Raw genomic sequence first — 17,989 nt, 5'->3', positions numbered from 1 at the left:
CGCAGCTTCACACAGGCGTTAACTATTTCTCTTTAACAACCAAGATACAAACTTATTAACCCCATCCTCGAACGATGTCCGCGGATCATAGCCGAGTATTTCTTTTGATTTGCTTACATCTGCATAGGTTCGATTCACGTCACCGGGCTGTAGCGGCATTTTATTTAATATGGCCTGTTTATCTACACAGACTTCTATCGTTTTCACCATTTTTGACAAGCTGACTGTATTCGACTCACCGAGATTGAACACCTCGTACTTATCAGTTCCTTGATGAACCCATTCGATGGTTTTCATAACGCCATCAATGATATCATCGATATAGGTGTAGTCTCTTTCCGTTGAACCGTCTCCGTAAAAAGGAATCGACTGCCCATCGAGAATTAGCCTCGCAAATTTATGGATCGCTAAGTCAGGTCTTTGTCTTGGCCCGTATACAGTGAAAAATCTTAAACATGCGGTATTTATCTTGTATAAGCGGTGATACGTGTAGCAAAGAAGCTCACCGGCTTTCTTCGTTGCCGCGTAAGGTGAGATCGGAGAGTCTACCGCATCTTTCTCTGAAAAAGGCACATGCGCATGATTGCCATAAACCGAAGAAGAAGAAGCAAACACAAATTTATTAATGTTGTACTGTTTGCAGACTTCAAGCAAATTTACTGTCCCGTTGATATTGACATCCGTATAGAGAACAGGATTTTCGATGGAAGGCCTTACCCCGGCGTAAGCGGCCAAATGTACAATGGTATCCACTTGATTCTGATCAAACACTTTCTTTAAAAATGCCGTATCACGAATGTCCCCTTCTTCTATTACGTATCGATCCGTATCTATTTCCGAAAGCTGCCGCATCGCATCCTTTACATTATTTCTTTTAATCTGAGGATCATAGTAGTCATTGAAACTATCTATATTAATGACCTTATGACCACTGTCCAGCAAAGCTTCACATAAATGCGACCCGATAAATCCCGCCCCTCCGGTAACTACAATCGTTCTCATCATAGCTCTCTCATCCTCAATTAAAAACATTTTTCCTATATTTTAAATATTCTTCTTTCAGCGGATGTTTGGACTTCCAGGGTTTATTCCCTCCTGTGTAATGAATAATGGCAGGTTTTATGTTTTTAAGTTTAGAGTAGGAAAGATACTGGGTCTGAAAATTCCATTTAGGGTCGATCTGGAGCCACTTATCATGAAAAATAGCGTTTAGAGGGTCTTGACTGTAAAATTTAATTTTAGAGGAATTTTTTTTAATGAATTCAATAATTTTATTTTTTACACGTTCCTCCCGCCACTTTTTTAAATTAATGACAAGGACGCCCGCATTAAAATATTTCGACTTCCGGGGCATAGAGAGAGACTTATTTCTTGAATCCTTTACCCAGTAATCCTCAACTGCGCCTAAAAAATATTGGTCAATATCCATATTCCATAACTTGGTTATATCCTCTTTCACAATCATATCGCTGTCTAAATAAATCGCTTTGTGCACCCTGGATCTTAAAAGATCCGGTATGGCTATGCGATAATAGGTTTCCTTAGTGAGATACTTTTGCGCATTGCCTACAGAAACCACTTTCATAAATTCTTCGTATATTTTGGGATCGACTTGTTTAAATCTAATCCTTGCTTTAAATTTTCTTACTGTTCTGACGAGTATAGATTTGTTCTTCTGAGAAATATCGCTGCCAATTACATATATTTTTATGGGGTTCTTTGAAACCTTATTTTCTAGCAGTGAATTGATCATGACCGCAAGATGCTCTGCGTAAGCATTGTTCGTGGCAGTAACGATGTGAATCGTATCAAGAACGGATCCATCATTCGACAAAGGTATACCTCCTAGACGCTCAGTTAAAAATATTTTTCCTATATTTAAAATACTCATCTTTTAGCGGATGTTCGGTTTTCCAGGGTTTTTTTCTTCCTGTGTAATGAATAATAGCCGGGTTTATGTTTTTAAGATCAGGGTAAGTAAGATGATAGGTCTGAAAATTCCATTTGAGGTCTATTGGAAGCCATTTATCATGAAAAATAGCATTCAGGGGATCTTGACTGCAAAATTTAATTTTTGAAGAATTATTTTTAATGAAATCAATAATTTTATTTTTTACACGCTCTTCCCGCCATTTTTTTAAGTTAATTAACAGGACGCCCGCATTAAAATATTTCGACTTCCGGGGCAAATCGAGAACCTTATTTCTTGAATCCTTTACAAAACTATCCTCAATTGCACCTAAGAAATATTGATCAATATTCAAATTCCATAACTGGGTTATATCCTCTTTAACAATCATATCGCTGTCCAAATAAATCACTTTGTGTACCTTTTCTTTAAAGAGGTCCGGTATGGCTATACGATAATAGGTTTCCTTAGTGAGATGTTTTTGCGCGCCGGCTCTAGAAACCAATTTCATAAAGTCTTCATATAGGGTCGGATCGATTGGTTTAAATCTAATCTTGGCTTTAAATTTACCTACTGTTTTTGCGAGTAAAGATTGATTCTGTTCGGAGATATCACTGCCAATCACATATATTTTTATAGGGTTCTTTGAAGCTTTATTTTCTAAAAGTGAATTTAACATGACGGCAAGATGCTCAGCATACTTATTGTTCGTGGCCGTAGCGATGTAAATCGTCTGTTTGGATGGATCATCAACCAAAGGTACACCTCCTAGACATAAAAGTTCTGTCCTACAGTAATATATTTATGGCTTTTAACCGAGGTGTTGGTTTAAATTACTATTTTTTACGCTCCATATTTTTCTTATATTTAAAATATTCTTCTTTTAGCGGATGTTCGGAGTCCCAAGGTTTATTTCTTCCCGTGTAATGAATGACAGCGGGCTTTATTTTAAGATCGGGGTAAGAGAGATATTGAGATTGAAAATTCCATTTGGGGTCTAATTGGCGCCATTTATCATGAAGAATTGCATTTAGAGCATCTTGATCGCAGTATTTGATTCTCGAAGATTTTGTTTTGATGAATTCAAAAATTTTATTTTTTATCTTTTCTGCCCGCCACTTTTTTAAGTTAAGAACAAGGACGCCAGCATTAAAATATTTCGACTTCCGGGGCATATAGAGGTCGCTGTTTCTTGCATCCTTGATCAAGCAATCTTCAACCGCACCTAAGAAATAGCCATCCATATTGATGTTCCATAACTTCGTTATATCTTCTTTAACAATAATATCACTGTCCAAATAAATAGCTTTGTGCACCTTTTCATGAAGGAGATCCGGTATGGATAAACGGTAATACGTTTCCTTAGTGACGTATTTATATGTCGCAAAGTCTTTATATGCGGCTGGGTCGATTTCTTTATATTTAATTTTCAAATTAAATTTACCTGCTGTTTTATCGAGTAATGATTTATTTGTTGCAGAGATGTCACTGCCAATAACATAGATTTGTATAGGATTCTTTGAAACCTTGTTTTCCAACAGTGAATTTAACATGACTGCAAGATGTTTGGCGTAATTATCATTCGTGGCCATAACAACGTGAATCGTTTGATCGCTGGTTTTCGTTTCTCTCTTGGGCTTATACATGTTTGAATCTAATATGGAACGATAAATTTGAAGCAAATTTTCGGTCATGATGGGAATCGTATAATATTTTTTTATATATTTCCGGCATTGCAGAGGTGTCGGAAATTTCCCTTTTTTGACCATTTCAACCATTTTATCCACAGAGTCGCAAATGAGTCCCGGCAGCCCATGCAATTGTTCGGGCAGCCCTCCTCTCCTTAACGCGACGACTGGCGTTCCGCAAGCCAACGCCTCTAACGGGACAAGAGGAAATGGGTCTTCAAAATTAGTAGGGAACAAAAGACATTGCGCATTCTTTAGCAGATTTTGTTTGTGCTGGCCTGAGGTCGGACCCACATAGGAGATTTGATGGTCTAGGTAAGGTTTAATGCGGTCTTTAAAGTACTGCTCATCTTGTACAGGTCCGGCAATAAGCAGCCTTTTTCCGGTTCGCTTTGCGATTTCTATGGCATGATGAGCCCCTTTCTCATCAAGCAGCCGCCCGAGAAATAGCAGATAGTCTTCTTTCTTCGGTTGAAACTGATAGTCTTCCACCCGAATTCCATTATTCAGGTAAAAGCCTTTTTTTAATCCTTCTCCGTTTAAAATATTCCGGCTCACATATAAGGGGATTTGCACATCCTTCCTGAAAGGATCATGCGAATGAAACAATGTCGGAGTCGGGAGGTTAGCTTTTGCAATAACCCCCATATGGTCATGGATGATATCGACATCTTTAGGCAGGGTGCGTACGACTAGATCCAAGATTTGTTTTCCCGTAATTCTTTTCGCCGGATAATGGATAACTTTACCGCTCAATTTTGATCCATAAGGAGCATATGTGATAACCTCATGACCGCGTTTCACCAGCTCTTCAACCAACCAATAAATCAAAAATTCAATGCTTCCGTTATCCTCAGGCGGGATCTTATATTTATCCCTGCAGACCTGAACTATTTTCATTACCTGCACCTCCCGGTTATCTCTTAGAAAAGAATTTTACGATCTTTTTGCATCTGTGATCCCAAGAATACTTTTCAACCTCCTCATAGGCTTTTTGACCAAGCGCTACGCTTAGTTTTTTATCTTGCATCAATCTTTTAATTGCAGAACTGAAATCCTTTATGTCATCCGGACGAACGAGAAGCGAATCGGATTCGTGTGTCAACACCTTCCTGATCGTTGGAATATCGGTTGCTACGATAGGCCTTTTGGACGCCATATACTCAAATAATTTTAGAGGTGAAGTTGTATTTATATCCATGACTTTATATTTCATATTTTGAATTTTATAGGCAAGCAATAGACAATCGGCGGCTTTGAGATACCCCGGAACATGGGAGTTAGGGATGAACCCGGTAAATTGAACATTTTTAATCCCTTTATTTAAACAATATTTTTCCCATCTGCGTTTATCTTTTTCCAAACCGCCGACCATCAGAAACTCCAAATCCTTTAGGTGCTGGAGTTTTTCGGCCGCTTGCAAGATCACTTCAATCCCTTTTTCCGGGTAGAGATGTCCACAGTAAACGGCATAATATTTTCCTTTGTCCAATCCCAAACTCTCTCTCCACTTTAATTTATCATCGGAAATATCAAAGCGTTTGAGATCGACGCCGTCTTCTAATACTAATATTTTATTTTTTGGCATTCCCCTTTTCATGTAGGCCTGTTTAATGTCGTCATGTATCGTAACCAATCCTCTAAATGAATTCAAATCGGCTACTTTATATATTTTCTGGCGTACCGGTTCATCATAATTGGTATGATGCGCCTCTAGAAAAGTAGGAATGCCTTCTTTTGCCGTAAGATACGCCAGCAAATGATTTCTGCAGTAAACAAAATCAAACTTCTTCTCTTTAGCGTACTTACAAGCTGTCTGGCAAAATGTGAGGTCATATCGTGTTTTACCGCTTAAGTAGGCTTCTTTTGATGGAGAAAAATAGTGGATACGGATACTGCTGTCAACTCCATAATGTGAATATATGTTTTTGATTTCTTTTTTTAACTTTACCGTGTTCACATTTTCTGATGTGATAACCTCCGTTTTGCAGCCGATGTGTTTGAAACCTTGAGCCATTTTCATGACATTAAAACTATGAGCCCAATACGAAGGAAGATTTTCACCTAGAAAAACGCCGATATTTAATTCTCCCATGCATACATCCCCTTTGCGGCTAGTGCTTGCCCCAGCATCAGATTTCATTCTATGTTTTTTCTTAAAAAACGTAACAGAGCAAAGGGCAAAATGACTATGAAATTGGACTGGTGCTCACTTCAGATAAAAACTTTTTGTTCTTGTACCCACTCTTTTATTTGTTTTGCCACTTTAGCGGCATCCGTTTTCGAAGTATCGACAATTGGCATGGGCGGCGAATATTTATCGGCATTTTTAATAAAACTTCTTGCTAATTTGAGATTGGATTGAATCTTCTGTTCGGTCATTCTTTTTCTTGTCCGCAGTCGGGTCTCACGAGTTTTATCATCGCAATGTAAAATCAGGTAGTAGATGTGGCTAAAATAATGAAGGTCCTCACATTTTTCAATATCCTTCGGTGAGACGATCCCGCATAAAATGGTGATTCGACCGCTTTCTGCGATATCTCGTGCTACACGAAGCCAAATATTTTGTATGAGATGGGTGGTTTCTTTATTAAAGCGGGCCTTGTCCTCATTTATAAACGGAATGATATCGTCATAATCAAACACATCATAATCCGGCATTAATCTCCGTAACTCCTTGATAACGGTTGTCTTTCCTGAACCACTGGCACCTGTAACGATATAAAGAGGCACTTTCGACATCACCAGGTCTCCTTTCTTAACAAGATTTTAATATTATATGAAATGTAGTCTCGTAGTGTTTATGTGTGTGTCCGCAAGTGGCGTTCAACTAGAGCAATTTTAAATTCTTCACCATAAAATAAATAAATCTGTGAGCCGCGCTCATAGGAACGAAGACCTTGTTTAAGGAGTTGTTGAAAGTGGAGGACTATAAATCTATTAGTGTCGCATTCAGAAAAGGGAATCATGTAGAAATTGTTAATAATCCAACTTCCTATCCGCTAATTGGAATCGGGGAGCAAGGAGCGGTTTTTAAAATTTCTTCGGATCGATGCATAAAAGTTTTTGCAAAAGAAACGGACGCCTTGCAAGAAAGCAAAGTTTTAAAAGTTGCCCAGCACCCCCCCATTGTTCCAAAACTTTATGAGGTCGGAGCAAACTATATCATTATGGAGTACATGTCGGGTCCATCTTTAGACCAATATCTGAAATCAAAAGGAAGGTTATCCGAAAAAATGACCGCACGAATTCTATTCTTGCTAAAAGAAATGAAGCAGTTGCAATTTACCCGGTTGGATGCGAGTTTACGCCACATCTTCGTAACCAAGGAACGGCAACTTAAAGTAATAGACCACGTGAACTCATTCAGAGTAAAGTCCGCGCAGCCGGAGAGACTTCTAAAAGAACTAAAAAAAATGAATCTTTTATCGTCTTTTTTAAAACAAGTAAAAAAGATAGATCCGCAATCCTATCGGGAATGGAAAGAATATAAATAGAAAACTCCCTGCTGCACTGCACCGGGAGTTTTTGTTTTTTATTTGTGTCCATGTATCCATTTGCTTATTCGTTTGGCAACTTTAGCTGCATTGGTTTTAGAAGTATCGATAACTGGCATTGTTGGGCTGTATTGATCAGCACGACGAATTAACTTTTTTGCTAAATCTATATTAGATTGAAGCTTTTTGTCCGTCATTGTGGATCTTGCTCGCAATCTTTTTTCACGAGTTTTCTCATCGCAATGTAAGACCAAGTAGTATATACGCCTAAAATAATCGAAATCCTTGCACTTTTTTATATCCTGAGGCTGTATTCTTCCGCATATGATGGCACTTCGTCCACTTTCAGCGATACCTCGTGCAACCCGAAGCCAAATATTTTTTAATTTATTTTTGTCTATTTCATCGTCTTCGTCGTCTCTCATAACCTTAATAAGAGCATCATAATCAAAAACATCATAATCCGGCATTACTCTCCGCAATTCCTTGACAACAGTTGATTTCCCTGACCCACTAGCACCTGTAACAATGTATAAGGGTACTTTTGACATAATCAATTCTCCTTTCTTAACAAGATCTTAATATACTATGAATGAAAGTTTCATATGGTTTATGTGTTTGTCCACTAAACGACACCTTAAGGGACGAAATCCTCATATAAACTAGACGTCACAAAATGTATAATGATAACATGAATACAAAGCCCCCGTTAATTTTGGAGACAAAAACTGCGTCTGGCATACCGGGCACCAAACCTTTGAAAGAAAAAGGAGGGAGGACGAATATGTCTAAAGTATTAATTATTGAAGATGATTTAAGCATCAGGGAAATGATGTCCATTTATTTGTACGAAGAAGGCTATGAAGTAAGGTGTGCGGAGAATGGCCGGCAGGGGGAAGCTCATTTTCTTGAATTTGCGCCTGATGTGATCGTGCTTGACATAATGCTCCCAGACGTTGATGGCATACAGCTTTGCAGTTTTTTCCGACATACATCCAACGTACCTATTCTCATGGTTTCTGCCAAAAGTGAGGTATCCGACCGCGTCCGCGGGTTACAAACAGGGGCAGATGATTATTTATGCAAGCCTTTTTCCATGAGAGAGCTTGCAGCAAGAATACAAGCCCTACTAAGGCGCGCACAGGCCTATCCTCCGGCCCCAACCGCTTCGGCCACTGCCGTCATGACGGAACAAGCCGTTCATTTAGATATCGAAAAGCGCTGTCTGTATGTTCATAACAAAGTCATTGAAACAACGTTCTCCGAGTTTGAAATCATGAAGTTGTTTTGGCAAAACCAAGGACGTGTGTATAGCAGAGAAGAATTGCTAAATCGCGTACGCGGGTTTGACTCCTATGTAACTGAGCGCGCCATCGACGTACATATCGCTAACCTGCGCAAAAAAATAGAAGCCGATCCGAAAGAACCCAAATATATTAAAACGGTTTGGGGTGTCGGGTACAAGTTCTTCGAGTAAGCCCCTTCGGGGGCTTTTTTTATTGCCCAAAAAATGAATCGGATCTGTCACCAAATAGGCACCTGCACAATATGATAAGTATGGAAAATGGCCTATTGGCTCCGGCTCAGATAGGTGCATGCGTAACAAAAATACTTGTGAAGAAGCTTTCCGTTTGAAAGCTCAAGGAGGACTTATTACGATGATGAATAACCCTTACAAAACAGGGATGCAAGTACCGTACGGCTATCCATACCCAACAACTTATCCAGCTCCGACTCAACCAACGTCTGCCCCAACTGGTGTCACAACTGCGCCGCCAGGAGTTTCGACATTTATACCCGGTCCAGGTCAAGGCCAACTGCCTATGGAAGAATCCTTCATCGAGAACATTCTTCGTCTGAATCTCGGTAAAATGGCAACCCTCTACATGACTTATGAAAACAATTCCGAATGGAACGCCAAAATTTTCAAAGGCAGATTGGAAGCCGCCGGCCGCGACCACATCATCATCAGCGATCCCGCAACAGGTATGCGTTACCTATTGCTCATGGTAAACCTCGACTACATCACATTCGATGAAGAACTCAATTACTATTATCCATACGCAGGTGGTAAGGGTCCTCAAGGCAGGTAATAAACTTTATGAAAATGAAAAGCCGCCAAGCTCTCCCTAAGAGCCGCGGCTTTTTGTTGTAAGAAGGTTAAGGTTCACTTTTGGGGGACTTTTATCCGGCAACCTGCGTGAAATGCCACATATGCAGCTTACGCATGCCTCCCTCGATCCACTGATCCCACAATACTTTTCCTCCCGCAGTGTCAGTCGGTTGAAAACGTTCTTGCTTTAATGATTCGTACTCTTCATATGAAATTCCATGCCATATTTCAACGAAAAGTCCCGGTTGATCAGTACCCTCAAGTAATTCCAAACGCCGCCCTTCCCGTTGACGCAATTCCCGCATATAGATGAGATAGGAATCCCGTTCTCCGGGTTTTATGGCATACTCTACAAAAACTTTGAACATTTTTAGATCTCCCTCTGATTTATTTTTTGCTCCAAAATGGTAAACTAAACTTATGCTTGCTTAGAAAGTTTTCTTCACAGAAAACTTAGCTTAGGAGGAAACCCATTGGATACTGGCACACACCTTGTTATTGGTTTAGGGTTAGCGGGACTGTCACAGATCGACCCCATCATAGCAGCCGATTCCTCGGTGACAACAGCCGTCTTCATCGGTACCGTCATCGGTTCGCAGATTCCTGATGTGGACGGGCTGCTACGCTTTAAGGGAAACGCCACGTATATTCGCAATCATCGCGGACGTTCTCACTCTTTACCAGCTTTGCTGCTTTGGACACTGCTGATCACGGGAGCTCTCGCTCTCTTTTTCCATGGACTCCCTCTCCTTCATGTTGGCATGTGGGTAGCCATCGCCGTATGCTTTCACGTTTTCACCGACTTGTTCAATACGTATGGAACGCAAGCTTTACGCCCCTTTTCAGAAAAATGGGTGTCATGGAACATTATACACATCTTTGATCCGTTTATCTTTATCAGCCATCTGGCGGCGATATTCATGTGGTCTTTCCACATCGCAAGTCCGACACTTATTTTCCCGGTGCTGTACAGTGTCATTGGGATCTATTACATTTGGCGCTCTCTGGACCATTATATATTGGAAAAAGGACTGTATCGCAAAGATCCAACGTATCAGCCGGGAGACAAATATACGCTCATCGTAACTTTCAACCTCTATGTATGGAATGTGGTTAAACGCAGAACAGACGGCTCCTTCCAGTTGGGCGAGCTGCGCAATTTGAAGTTAAAATGGATCGATACCGTTAAATGCGAAAATCATCCGGCCATTGAAGCTTCCAAAAATCATGAAGATATAAAGGCCCTGCTCTACTTTTCCTCCTTCACCTGTGCGGAAGTCAAAGAGCATCGTTGGGGCTATGAAGTCAGATGGGCCGATGTGCGATACCGTCATCGCAAGCAGTATCCTTTCGTCGGCGTTCTCTTGATGGATCATGATTATCAAACACTTGATTCTTATGTAGGATGGGTGAACGAATCCCGTTTGGAGAAAAAATTGAAGGTTGATTTATATTAAGGCATGAGAAGGCGCGTTGACTGTTAACGCGTTTTTTTATTATTCGAAAATGAGAAAAAGCTCAGAGGCATAAGCCCCTGAGCTTCTAAACAGCTATTCAGACTTCCCAATTAACGGAAATTGCTTTGGCCAGCCAGCGTTTGCTCAGCAATTTGCACCAGACGGCGAGTAATGTTACCACCGATTGCGCCTGCATCGCGAGTAGCCATATAACCCATGTAACCATCTTGCGGAATTTGGATGCCCAGTTCTTGAGCAACCTCATATTTCAATTGATCTAAAGCTTGGCCAGCTTGTGGAACTACCAATACGTTACTGCTTCGAGATTGTCCTGCAGCCATTAGGATCAGACTCCTTTCAGTCAGCTATAATCTTTGATGTATTTGCAAGCTTGCAAAGATAGTATGTGGAGGAAATGAAATTATATGCACAGCGATGAAAAAAGTTTAAAATAAAAGAATAAGCTTAAAAGAAAGAAAGCAGGTGACATTCATGAGTAAACCGCTCGCACTTCTATTCGCCGTTGTCGGTACTTTATTATTAACCGGCATCAGCTTATTCATCGCTCTTAGACAGCCTTGGATGGTTCTCGTCTGCTCCATCGTCGCTCTCGTATTTATCGGCTATGGATTTGCCGTTAAAGCCAAGCTGCGTAAAAGGGATCATCAGAAACGTTGACACCGGCTTGACTACAAGGCTATACTTTTCTCACGACTATGTAGAGAAACCACCCCAAAGAAAGTAGTTGTCCTGTACCACTACTTTTTTTCATCAAATATATTACCGAAATGAAAATATTTAATTGTTGAAATAAATTAAGAATTTGTAAATCACGAGGTGAGTTCGATGCTGAAAATCGGTATTTCCTGCTATCCGACACTTGGCGGATCCGGCGTCGTTGCAACAGAACTCGGCAAAATGCTTGCTGAAAAAGGCCATGAGGTTCATTTTATCACCGACCGGATGCCGTTTCGGCTCGGTCAATTTCATTCGAATATTTACTATCACGAAGTCGAAGTCAGTGATTATTATGTATTCCGCTACCCTCCTTACGATTTGGCGCTGGCGAATAAGTTGGCGCAGGTCGCCAAGCAAGAAAACCTGGATCTGCTGCATGTCCATTATGCCGTGCCCCATGCCATATGCGCTTATTTGGCCAAGCAAATGGTCGGCGATCATTTGAAAGTTGTTACTACGCTGCACGGAACTGACATTACCATCTTAGGTCATGATCCGTCTTTGCGCGATCTGATCCGTATGGCGATTCATGAAAGCGATGCGGTTACAGCCGTCTCGCAGGATTTAATGATGGAGACATACGAAGTGCTTGCCGTCGAAAAACCCATCGAGCTCGTCTACAACTTCGTCGATCCGCGCGATTACATCACACCTGCCAATCCGCAGCTTCGAGCTGGATTTGCACAGCCGCATGAAAAGATTCTGCTTCACATGTCCAATTTCCGCCCCGTCAAACGAATCTCTGACGTCATCGATATCTTCGCAGCTGTACATAAACAGACGCCTTCTCACCTTATCTTCGTCGGAGAAGGCCCCGAGCTTGCCAAAGCCGTAAATCAGGTGAAGGAACTCGGACTCGCGAACCGGGTTCATTATCTGGGCAAGCAAAATAACGTCGCCGAGCTTATTGGGCTTGCCGATCTTCTCCTTCTTCCCTCGGAGAAAGAGAGCTTCGGTTTAGTCGCCCTCGAGGCCATGGCCGCTGGCGTTCCAACGATCGGCTCCGACGCAGGAGGCATTCCCGAAGTCGTTCGGCACGGCATCGACGGTTTTCTTGCCCCGGTTGGAGATACGAAGCAAATGGCCGACTATGCCGTGCAGCTGCTTCGCAATCCGCAGCTGTGGAACGAGTTTTCCCTCGCCGGTATGCAGCATGCCCGCGCGCAATTTTCCGCTGCCGCCATTGTGGAGCAGTACGAAGAGATTTACTACCGTGTAGCAGGAAGCGAGAAGCTGAAGTCTTCCGTGAACTTGTAAGAGTGCGGTTTGGAACAATAAAAAAAAGGGATTGAGCAGAAACCGTCTGCATCAATCCCTTTTTTTGTCTTACAGAACGAATCCCATCCGCTTCTTCACTTCAATCAGCGTTTGGTTCGCGATTTCCGCGGCTTCTTGAGCGCCTTTTTTCAAAACATCGTGAATCTCTCCGGTGCTGCGAATTTCGCGGTATCGTTGTTGAATCGGCTCCAGGACGGCAACCAAGTGCTCCGCCAGATCCTTTTTGAATGGTCCATAGCCTTGCCCTTCGTACTTCGCCTCGATCTCGACGATGCTCATATCCGCAAAATGAGAGTATATGCTCATCAAATTACTAACTTCGCGCTTGTTCTGAGGGTCATACTTCACTTCACGGCCGGAATCCGTCACCGCGCGGCTCAGCTTCTTGCGAATGACATCCGGTTCATCAAGCATGCCGATAAAACTGCCTGGATTCGGGCTGCTCTTGCTCATCTTTTTCGAAGCATCGTCTAACGACATAATTCTCGCGCCCACTTCCGGCATGTAAGGTTCAGGCATCGTGAAATACTCGCCAAAACGGTTATTGAATCTGTTTGCCAAATCTCGTGTTAGCTCCAGATGCTGCTTCTGATCATCCCCGACTGGAATAATATCCGCATTGTACAACAAAATGTCGGCAGCCATAAGGGACGGATACGTAAACAAACCAGCCCCGACAGACTCTTTTCCTTCGGATTTGTCTTTAAACTGCGTCATTCTTTCAAGCTCGCCCATGTGAGTCAACGTTGTCATGATCCATCCCAGCTCAGCATGAGCACTTACATGCGATTGCAGGAAAATGGATGCCTTGTTCGGATCCAGCCCGGCCGCTACATATAGCGATGCCGCCATTTCCGTTTGCTCTCTAAGCGCAGCAGGTTCCTGTGGAACCGTAATCGCGTGCATATCCACGACCATGAAAAAGCATTGGTGCAAATGCTGCAGCTTCACATAATTGCGCAGTGCTCCAATATAATTACCAATCGTCAGTTGGCCGCTGGATTGCATGCCGGACAGTACTCTTTTCATTTCATATTCCTCCTCACGATTTTACCCAAAAAACAACAACAAAAAGGCCTCTCCCCGCAAGGGACGAGAGACCGTGGTACCACCCTAATTTGTCTATGAGCAGAGCTAATCTGAACTCATGAGACCTTCAGGCTCCGATAACGGGGAGCTGCCGTTTGGCATACTGGACAGAGAAGGCGATTGTAACCGGCCTAGGTTCCGGTAACCCTGCTCTGCGTTCAACCTCAAGCTCAGGGATCCATTCAACTTGGTCGTTTCACCGGTTCGCACCATCCACCGGCTCTCTGGGAAACGGAAATCAAGTTTACTTGTTCCTATCATCGCTTACTGATTTTATATCATTATACACCCTCTTTTTGTAATGTCAACCAAGCCGGTTGTCCTATCTTCCCCCCCTTCTACATAGGATAGAACCATATTGAAATTTTCGGACAAAGGGGTAATGCGACTTGGTCTCAACATTGTATCGATGGAGTCTTCCCGTCTCCACGGCCATCTGTGCACTTCTGCTTTACTTAATCGTGACAACCAAACAGCTTCCGGATATTGCTTTCATGGGCCATGAAATCAGGATCGTATTCGCTTCATTCATGGATATCTTTCTTGATGCGCTGCCGTTCATGCTGCTTGGCATCATCCTCTCCACTGTTGTGGAAAGCTTCATTCCTGAGACGTTTATCCGCCGGCTGACACCGCGCAACCCGTTCATTGGGGTGCTTTTCGCCTGTGTGCTCGGCATCATGTTCCCGCTTTGCGAATGCGGAATGATCCCTTTCGTACGCCGGCTGATGAAAAAAGGTATGCCCGTTTATATCGCGGTCATTTTCATTCTAGTCGGACCGATTCTTAACCCGATTGTTTTTGCATCGACGTACATGGCTTTCCGGAATGAACCGGCCATGGCCTATTCCCGCATGGGTCTTACTTTCAGTGTCGCACTTGTTGTCGGTTTCCTATTGACGCGTTTCTTAAAAAGTAATCCTTTGCGCCATTCATTTCAAGCTGTAGGCGGCTCCGGGCATGACCATGCGGAACATGAACACCATCATACTCATCACAGTCACAGTCATAGTCACAGTCATAGTCACAGTCACAGTCACAGTCACAGTCACAGTCACAGTCATATTCATGATCATGACCACACCCATAACCATTCGCACGGGGGACGAGTAGCCACAATGCTCAGTCATGGCACCACCGAGCTATTCGAGATGGGGAAATTTTTAATGCTGGGCGCCTTACTTACAGCACTCATTCAAACGTTCGTAGCCAAAGACAGCTTGACCGCCATCGGTCAAGGGCCCGTTATTTCCCACCTGTTCATGATGGGCTTCGCTTACTTGCTTTCCCTTTGCTCGACAACGGATGCTTTCGTCGTTTCTTCATTTGCCACGACGTTCTCATCCGGCTCATTGCTGGCCTTTCTCGTGTTCGGTCCCATGATCGACGTGAAAAGCACATTGATGCTGCTTTCCATTTTTAAAGCCCGCTTCGTTCTATCGCTCTCCCTCCTGGTTGCGATTACTGTACTGGCCGGGTCGCTGTTATTCATGCATTATTTTCTCGCTTAAAAAGTCTGCCGACTAAAAAGGAGCCTCACATATTCGCGGCGCTAATTTAAAAAAGCTTTGTTTATAGGCAGCATCCATGCTGCGCTACAAACAAAGCTTATTAAAGCTTATTGAAGAAAAATTAGATCTTTAGAATCGCGCCGGCACTCGCGTTTGTCACCAATTTGGTGTATCGAGCCAAGTAGCCAGACTGGATTTTCGGCTCGAAGCCCGTCCAGTTTTCGCGGCGTTTTGCAAATTCTTCATCGCTGATTTGCAATTCAATCTTGCGGTTGTCCATGTCGACATCGATAATGTCACCATCTTGGACGAAAGCAAGAGGTCCGCCCTCAGCCGCCTCAGGCGACATATGACCAATGGAGATACCGCGCGATGCGCCGGAGAAACGTCCGTCTGTAATCAGAGCGACTTTAGCTCCAAGACCCATACCTACGATTTGAGAAGTAGGGGCAAGCATTTCCGGCATACCAGGGCCGCCTTTCGGACCTTCATAACGGATAACAACAACATGTCCTTCTTTCACATGGCCATTCGCGATTCCATACAATGCTTCATCTTGAGAGTTGAAACAGATCGCCGGACCAACGTGACGGCCGCCTACTGATTTATCAACGGCACCGACCTTCACGATACTGCCCTCTGGAGCGAGGTTACCGAACAGTACAGCCAGTCCGCCTCTTTCACTGTGCGGGTTGCTGAGCGGTCGGATCACATCCGTGTTTTGAATTTCACAGCCGGCTACGTTTTCACGCAGTGTTTTCGCAGTTACTGTAATGCGATCGCCGTCGAAAGCGCCCGGTTTTTTCAAAAGCTCATTGATAATTGCACTAACGCCACCTGCCAAATGCACATCTTCGATGTGGTAATCAGACGCCGGGGCGATTTTCGCAAGATGAGGAACGCGCTCCGCCACTTCATTAATGCGGGAGATCGGATAGTCAACGCCGGCTTCAGCAGCGATAGCAAGTGTGTGAAGAACCGTGTTTGTCGAACCGCCCATCGCCATATCCAAAGCAAAGGCGTTGTCGATCGCTTCAATCGTTACGATATCGCGAGGCTTGATATCTTTTTCGATCAACGTCATCAATTGTTTCGCGCAATCTTTAACGAATTGTTTGCGTTCTTCGGCAACTGCAAGAATCGTACCGTTACCCGGCATGGCAAGACCGAGACCTTCAGCCAGACAGTTCATGGAGTTCGCTGTGAACATACCGGAACAGGAACCGCATGTCGGACAACCGTATTGCTCCAACTCTTCCAAGCCTTTTTCGTCGATTTTACCCGATTGGAAAGCGCCGACGCCTTCAAATACGGAGGACAAGGAGATGGATTTACCGTTTTTATCTTTACCGGCTTTCATCGGACCGCCGCTCACTAACATCGTTGGGATGTTGACGCGAAGAGCCCCCATGATCATGCCCGGTGTAATTTTATCACAGTTTGGAATACAGATAAGGCCGTCAAACCAGTGCGCATTCACCACAGTTTCCAAGGAATCAGCAATAATCTCACGGCTTGGCAGGGAATAACGCATACCGATGTGACCCATTGCGATACCGTCGTCGACACCAATTGTGTTGAACTCGAAAGGAACGCCGCCTGCTTCACGGATCGCTTCCTTCACCAGTTTACCGAACTCTTGCAAGTGAACATGGCCAGGAATAATGTCTATATAAGAGTTGCAGACCGCAATAAACGGCTTGCCGAAATCTTCCTCTTTAACGCCGGCTGCACGCAGCAAACTGCGGTGTGGAGCGCGGTCGAAACCTTTTTTGATCATGTCGCTACGCATTTTTGGATTAGCCATCTTTTGTTCCTCCTAATATTCATTTGGGCCCCCGCAAAGACTTTGGCTCGCTGCGGACGTAATATGCTTCAGAGCTTCGCAAAACATTGAATCTATCATACCACACTTTTCGCGATATTTCTCCCTTTAGTGTGTTCCCGCGTCAATGTGACAGTAAAATTTGAAAAAGAAGGCCTTTTCTGGCCTTCTGACGGGTGTTAGGCGAATCTCTCCGCTGTAATGCCCAAAAAGAAGGCTACAGCTGATTTTCTAGCCGCGGTAAAGTGTTTCCCTCGGCTGTTAGAGCCTTTTTGGACCTTTCAGGCTGGCCACTGGCAAATCCGCGGCCTGTAACGCCCAAAAGGGCCGCTACAGAGAGCTTTCCTACCCTCTGGAAAGCAATCCCTCGGCTGTTAGAGCCTTTTNAATACGTTCATTATTGTAGAAGCGAATAAAGTGGTCTACCTCCGCAAAAGCTTCCTCGAAGGTTTCAAAGCAATTGCGTAGGTAGCACTCACGCTCTATGATGCTATGGTAGGATTCAATATAGGCGTTCTTGTTTGGGGTATGGTTCGGTATCCGTTCATGCTCGATGCCAACCTGCTGACAGAACGCATAAAATGCCTTGCTAATAAACTGTGGGCCATTGTCAGTACGGATGACCAACTGGTGATCTTGCCCGTGTATATCGCGCTTTAGAAGCGCCTTCTGTACCGTGCGTAAGATGTCCTCTGTACTGCAGGCTTTTCCACGATGATGTGCGACAATGCTTCGGTCAAATACATCGATGATGCTCGCTAAGTAGAAATGCCGACGTTTGCCGGCGACGTACCCATACTTAATGTCCATTTGCCATAACTGATTGGGGCCGGTAACGATTCGATTATTAGCTACCTTTTTGGGTACAGGATTCGTCGTCTGTC

Annotated in this window: 19 protein-coding genes and 1 other annotated feature; of the genes, 7 read left to right on the top strand and 12 right to left on the bottom strand. The window is 43.5% G+C overall.

Annotated features, from left to right (window positions below; genetic code table 11):
• Nucleotides 1-18 precede the first annotated feature (18 nt).
• The 6 genes from ACFQZT_RS20140 to ACFQZT_RS20115 all read right to left on the bottom strand — a co-directional run bounded on the left by ACFQZT_RS20140 (nt 19) and on the right by ACFQZT_RS20115 (nt 6,339).
• Nucleotides 19-1,005: a GDP-mannose 4,6-dehydratase gene (locus ACFQZT_RS20140; protein ID WP_379302638.1), complete on the bottom strand. Its 987-nt coding sequence runs from the start codon at nt 1,003-1,005 to the stop codon at nt 19-21.
• 13 nt (nt 1,006-1,018) lie between these two features.
• A complete protein-coding gene (locus ACFQZT_RS20135; RefSeq protein ID WP_379302637.1) occupies nt 1,019-1,834 on the bottom strand; it encodes a glycosyltransferase family 8 protein in 816 nt (271 codons plus the stop codon).
• 19 nt (nt 1,835-1,853) lie between these two features.
• Nucleotides 1,854-2,666, bottom strand: a complete 813-nt coding sequence (locus tag ACFQZT_RS20130; protein WP_379302636.1) for a glycosyltransferase family 8 protein — start codon at nt 2,664-2,666, stop codon at nt 1,854-1,856.
• Nucleotides 2,667-2,745: 79 nt separating this feature from the next.
• The gene (locus tag ACFQZT_RS20125) at nt 2,746-4,497 is read right to left on the bottom strand and encodes a glycosyltransferase (RefSeq protein WP_379302635.1); all 1,752 of its coding nucleotides are present in this window, start codon (nt 4,495-4,497) and stop codon (nt 2,746-2,748) included.
• A 16-nt stretch (nt 4,498-4,513) separates the two neighbouring features.
• A complete protein-coding gene (locus ACFQZT_RS20120) occupies nt 4,514-5,692 on the bottom strand; it encodes a glycosyltransferase family 4 protein (protein ID WP_379302634.1) in 1,179 nt (392 codons plus the stop codon).
• 119 nt (nt 5,693-5,811) lie between these two features.
• Nucleotides 5,812-6,339: an AAA family ATPase gene (locus tag ACFQZT_RS20115; protein ID WP_379302633.1), complete on the bottom strand. Its 528-nt coding sequence runs from the start codon at nt 6,337-6,339 to the stop codon at nt 5,812-5,814.
• A 179-nt stretch (nt 6,340-6,518) separates the two neighbouring features.
• Here ACFQZT_RS20115 and ACFQZT_RS20110 point away from each other — a divergent pair, with 179 nt between their 5' ends.
• A complete protein-coding gene (locus ACFQZT_RS20110) occupies nt 6,519-7,094 on the top strand; it encodes a protein kinase (protein WP_379302632.1) in 576 nt (191 codons plus the stop codon).
• Nucleotides 7,095-7,132: 38 nt separating this feature from the next.
• Here ACFQZT_RS20110 and ACFQZT_RS20105 read toward each other — a convergent pair whose 3' ends face one another.
• Nucleotides 7,133-7,645, bottom strand: a complete 513-nt coding sequence (locus ACFQZT_RS20105; RefSeq protein ID WP_379302631.1) for an AAA family ATPase — start codon at nt 7,643-7,645, stop codon at nt 7,133-7,135.
• A gap of 233 nt (nt 7,646-7,878) precedes the next feature.
• Between ACFQZT_RS20105 and ACFQZT_RS20100 the strand changes: the two genes are divergently transcribed.
• Entirely contained in the window at nt 7,879-8,571 is a 693-nt protein-coding gene (locus ACFQZT_RS20100; RefSeq protein ID WP_379302630.1) for a response regulator transcription factor, read from the top strand.
• A gap of 181 nt (nt 8,572-8,752) precedes the next feature.
• Entirely contained in the window at nt 8,753-9,187 is a 435-nt protein-coding gene (gene gerQ, locus ACFQZT_RS20095; protein ID WP_379302629.1) for a spore coat protein GerQ, read from the top strand.
• 91 nt (nt 9,188-9,278) lie between these two features.
• Here gerQ and ACFQZT_RS20090 read toward each other — a convergent pair whose 3' ends face one another.
• Nucleotides 9,279-9,575 (bottom strand): hypothetical protein, encoded by a 297-nt coding sequence (locus ACFQZT_RS20090; protein ID WP_379302628.1) that lies wholly within the window; start codon nt 9,573-9,575, stop codon nt 9,279-9,281.
• Nucleotides 9,576-9,680: 105 nt separating this feature from the next.
• Here ACFQZT_RS20090 and ACFQZT_RS20085 point away from each other — a divergent pair, with 105 nt between their 5' ends.
• On the top strand, nt 9,681-10,664 hold the full coding sequence (locus tag ACFQZT_RS20085; protein WP_379302627.1) for a metal-dependent hydrolase: 984 nt from the start codon (nt 9,681-9,683) through the stop codon (nt 10,662-10,664).
• A 110-nt stretch (nt 10,665-10,774) separates the two neighbouring features.
• Here the strand turns inward: ACFQZT_RS20085 and ACFQZT_RS20080 are convergent, their stop codons facing one another.
• Nucleotides 10,775-11,005: an alpha/beta-type small acid-soluble spore protein gene (locus ACFQZT_RS20080; RefSeq protein ID WP_379302626.1), complete on the bottom strand. Its 231-nt coding sequence runs from the start codon at nt 11,003-11,005 to the stop codon at nt 10,775-10,777.
• 151 nt (nt 11,006-11,156) lie between these two features.
• On the opposite strand from ACFQZT_RS20080, the gene ACFQZT_RS20075 reads away from it, so the two are divergent.
• Both ACFQZT_RS20075 and bshA read left to right on the top strand, forming a co-directional pair.
• On the top strand, nt 11,157-11,342 hold the full coding sequence (locus ACFQZT_RS20075; protein WP_379302625.1) for a DUF5325 family protein: 186 nt from the start codon (nt 11,157-11,159) through the stop codon (nt 11,340-11,342).
• Nucleotides 11,343-11,501: 159 nt separating this feature from the next.
• Nucleotides 11,502-12,659, top strand: a complete 1,158-nt coding sequence (bshA, locus tag ACFQZT_RS20070; RefSeq protein ID WP_379302624.1) for an N-acetyl-alpha-D-glucosaminyl L-malate synthase BshA — start codon at nt 11,502-11,504, stop codon at nt 12,657-12,659.
• A 69-nt stretch (nt 12,660-12,728) separates the two neighbouring features.
• On the opposite strand, the gene trpS is transcribed toward bshA, so the two are convergent.
• Entirely contained in the window at nt 12,729-13,709 is a 981-nt protein-coding gene (gene trpS / locus ACFQZT_RS20065; RefSeq protein WP_379302623.1) for a tryptophan--tRNA ligase, read from the bottom strand.
• A gap of 56 nt (nt 13,710-13,765) precedes the next feature.
• Nucleotides 13,766-14,039, bottom strand: a binding site (T-box leader).
• 119 nt (nt 14,040-14,158) lie between these two features.
• On the opposite strand from trpS, the gene ACFQZT_RS20060 reads away from it, so the two are divergent.
• Nucleotides 14,159-15,280 carry a permease gene (locus tag ACFQZT_RS20060; protein WP_379302622.1) on the top strand — a complete coding sequence of 374 codons (1,122 nt, stop codon included), beginning with the start codon at nt 14,159-14,161 and terminating at the stop codon, nt 15,278-15,280.
• Nucleotides 15,281-15,401: 121 nt separating this feature from the next.
• Here ACFQZT_RS20060 and ilvD read toward each other — a convergent pair whose 3' ends face one another.
• A complete protein-coding gene (gene ilvD, locus ACFQZT_RS20055) occupies nt 15,402-17,087 on the bottom strand; it encodes a dihydroxy-acid dehydratase (protein ID WP_379302621.1) in 1,686 nt (561 codons plus the stop codon).
• 363 nt (nt 17,088-17,450) lie between these two features.
• Nucleotides 17,451-17,915, bottom strand: a complete 465-nt coding sequence (locus tag ACFQZT_RS20050; RefSeq protein ID WP_460872189.1) for a transposase — start codon at nt 17,913-17,915, stop codon at nt 17,451-17,453.
• Nucleotides 17,916-17,989 lie beyond the last annotated feature (74 nt).

Origin of the sequence: Paenibacillus sp. GCM10027628 (genome assembly GCF_042676385.1) — a bacterium.
Taxonomy (GTDB): Bacteria; Bacillota; Bacilli; order Paenibacillales; family NBRC-103111; genus Paenibacillus_E.
This window is presented reverse-complemented; position numbering and strand designations above follow the sequence as displayed.

What these genes read in the sequence shown, in the direction of transcription:
- ACFQZT_RS20100 (WP_379302630.1), top strand. Translation starts at nt 7,879, where the DNA reads ATGTCTAAAGTATTAATTATTGAAGATGATTTAAGCATCAGGGAAATG.
- ACFQZT_RS20125 (WP_379302635.1), bottom strand. Translation starts at nt 4,497, where the DNA reads ATGAAAATAGTTCAGGTCTGCAGGGATAAATATAAGATCCCGCCTGAG.
- ACFQZT_RS20075 (WP_379302625.1), top strand. Translation starts at nt 11,157, where the DNA reads ATGAGTAAACCGCTCGCACTTCTATTCGCCGTTGTCGGTACTTTATTA.
- ACFQZT_RS20140 (WP_379302638.1), bottom strand. Translation starts at nt 1,005, where the DNA reads ATGATGAGAACGATTGTAGTTACCGGAGGGGCGGGATTTATCGGGTCG.
- ACFQZT_RS20105 (WP_379302631.1), bottom strand. Translation starts at nt 7,645, where the DNA reads ATGTCAAAAGTACCCTTATACATTGTTACAGGTGCTAGTGGGTCAGGG.
- gerQ (WP_379302629.1), top strand. Translation starts at nt 8,753, where the DNA reads ATGATGAATAACCCTTACAAAACAGGGATGCAAGTACCGTACGGCTAT.
- ilvD (WP_379302621.1), bottom strand. Translation starts at nt 17,087, where the DNA reads ATGGCTAATCCAAAAATGCGTAGCGACATGATCAAAAAAGGTTTCGAC.
- trpS (WP_379302623.1), bottom strand. Translation starts at nt 13,709, where the DNA reads ATGAAAAGAGTACTGTCCGGCATGCAATCCAGCGGCCAACTGACGATT.
- ACFQZT_RS20115 (WP_379302633.1), bottom strand. Translation starts at nt 6,339, where the DNA reads ATGTCGAAAGTGCCTCTTTATATCGTTACAGGTGCCAGTGGTTCAGGA.
- ACFQZT_RS20080 (WP_379302626.1), bottom strand. Translation starts at nt 11,005, where the DNA reads ATGGCTGCAGGACAATCTCGAAGCAGTAACGTATTGGTAGTTCCACAA.
- ACFQZT_RS20120 (WP_379302634.1), bottom strand. Translation starts at nt 5,692, where the DNA reads ATGGGAGAATTAAATATCGGCGTTTTTCTAGGTGAAAATCTTCCTTCG.
- ACFQZT_RS20090 (WP_379302628.1), bottom strand. Translation starts at nt 9,575, where the DNA reads ATGTTCAAAGTTTTTGTAGAGTATGCCATAAAACCCGGAGAACGGGAT.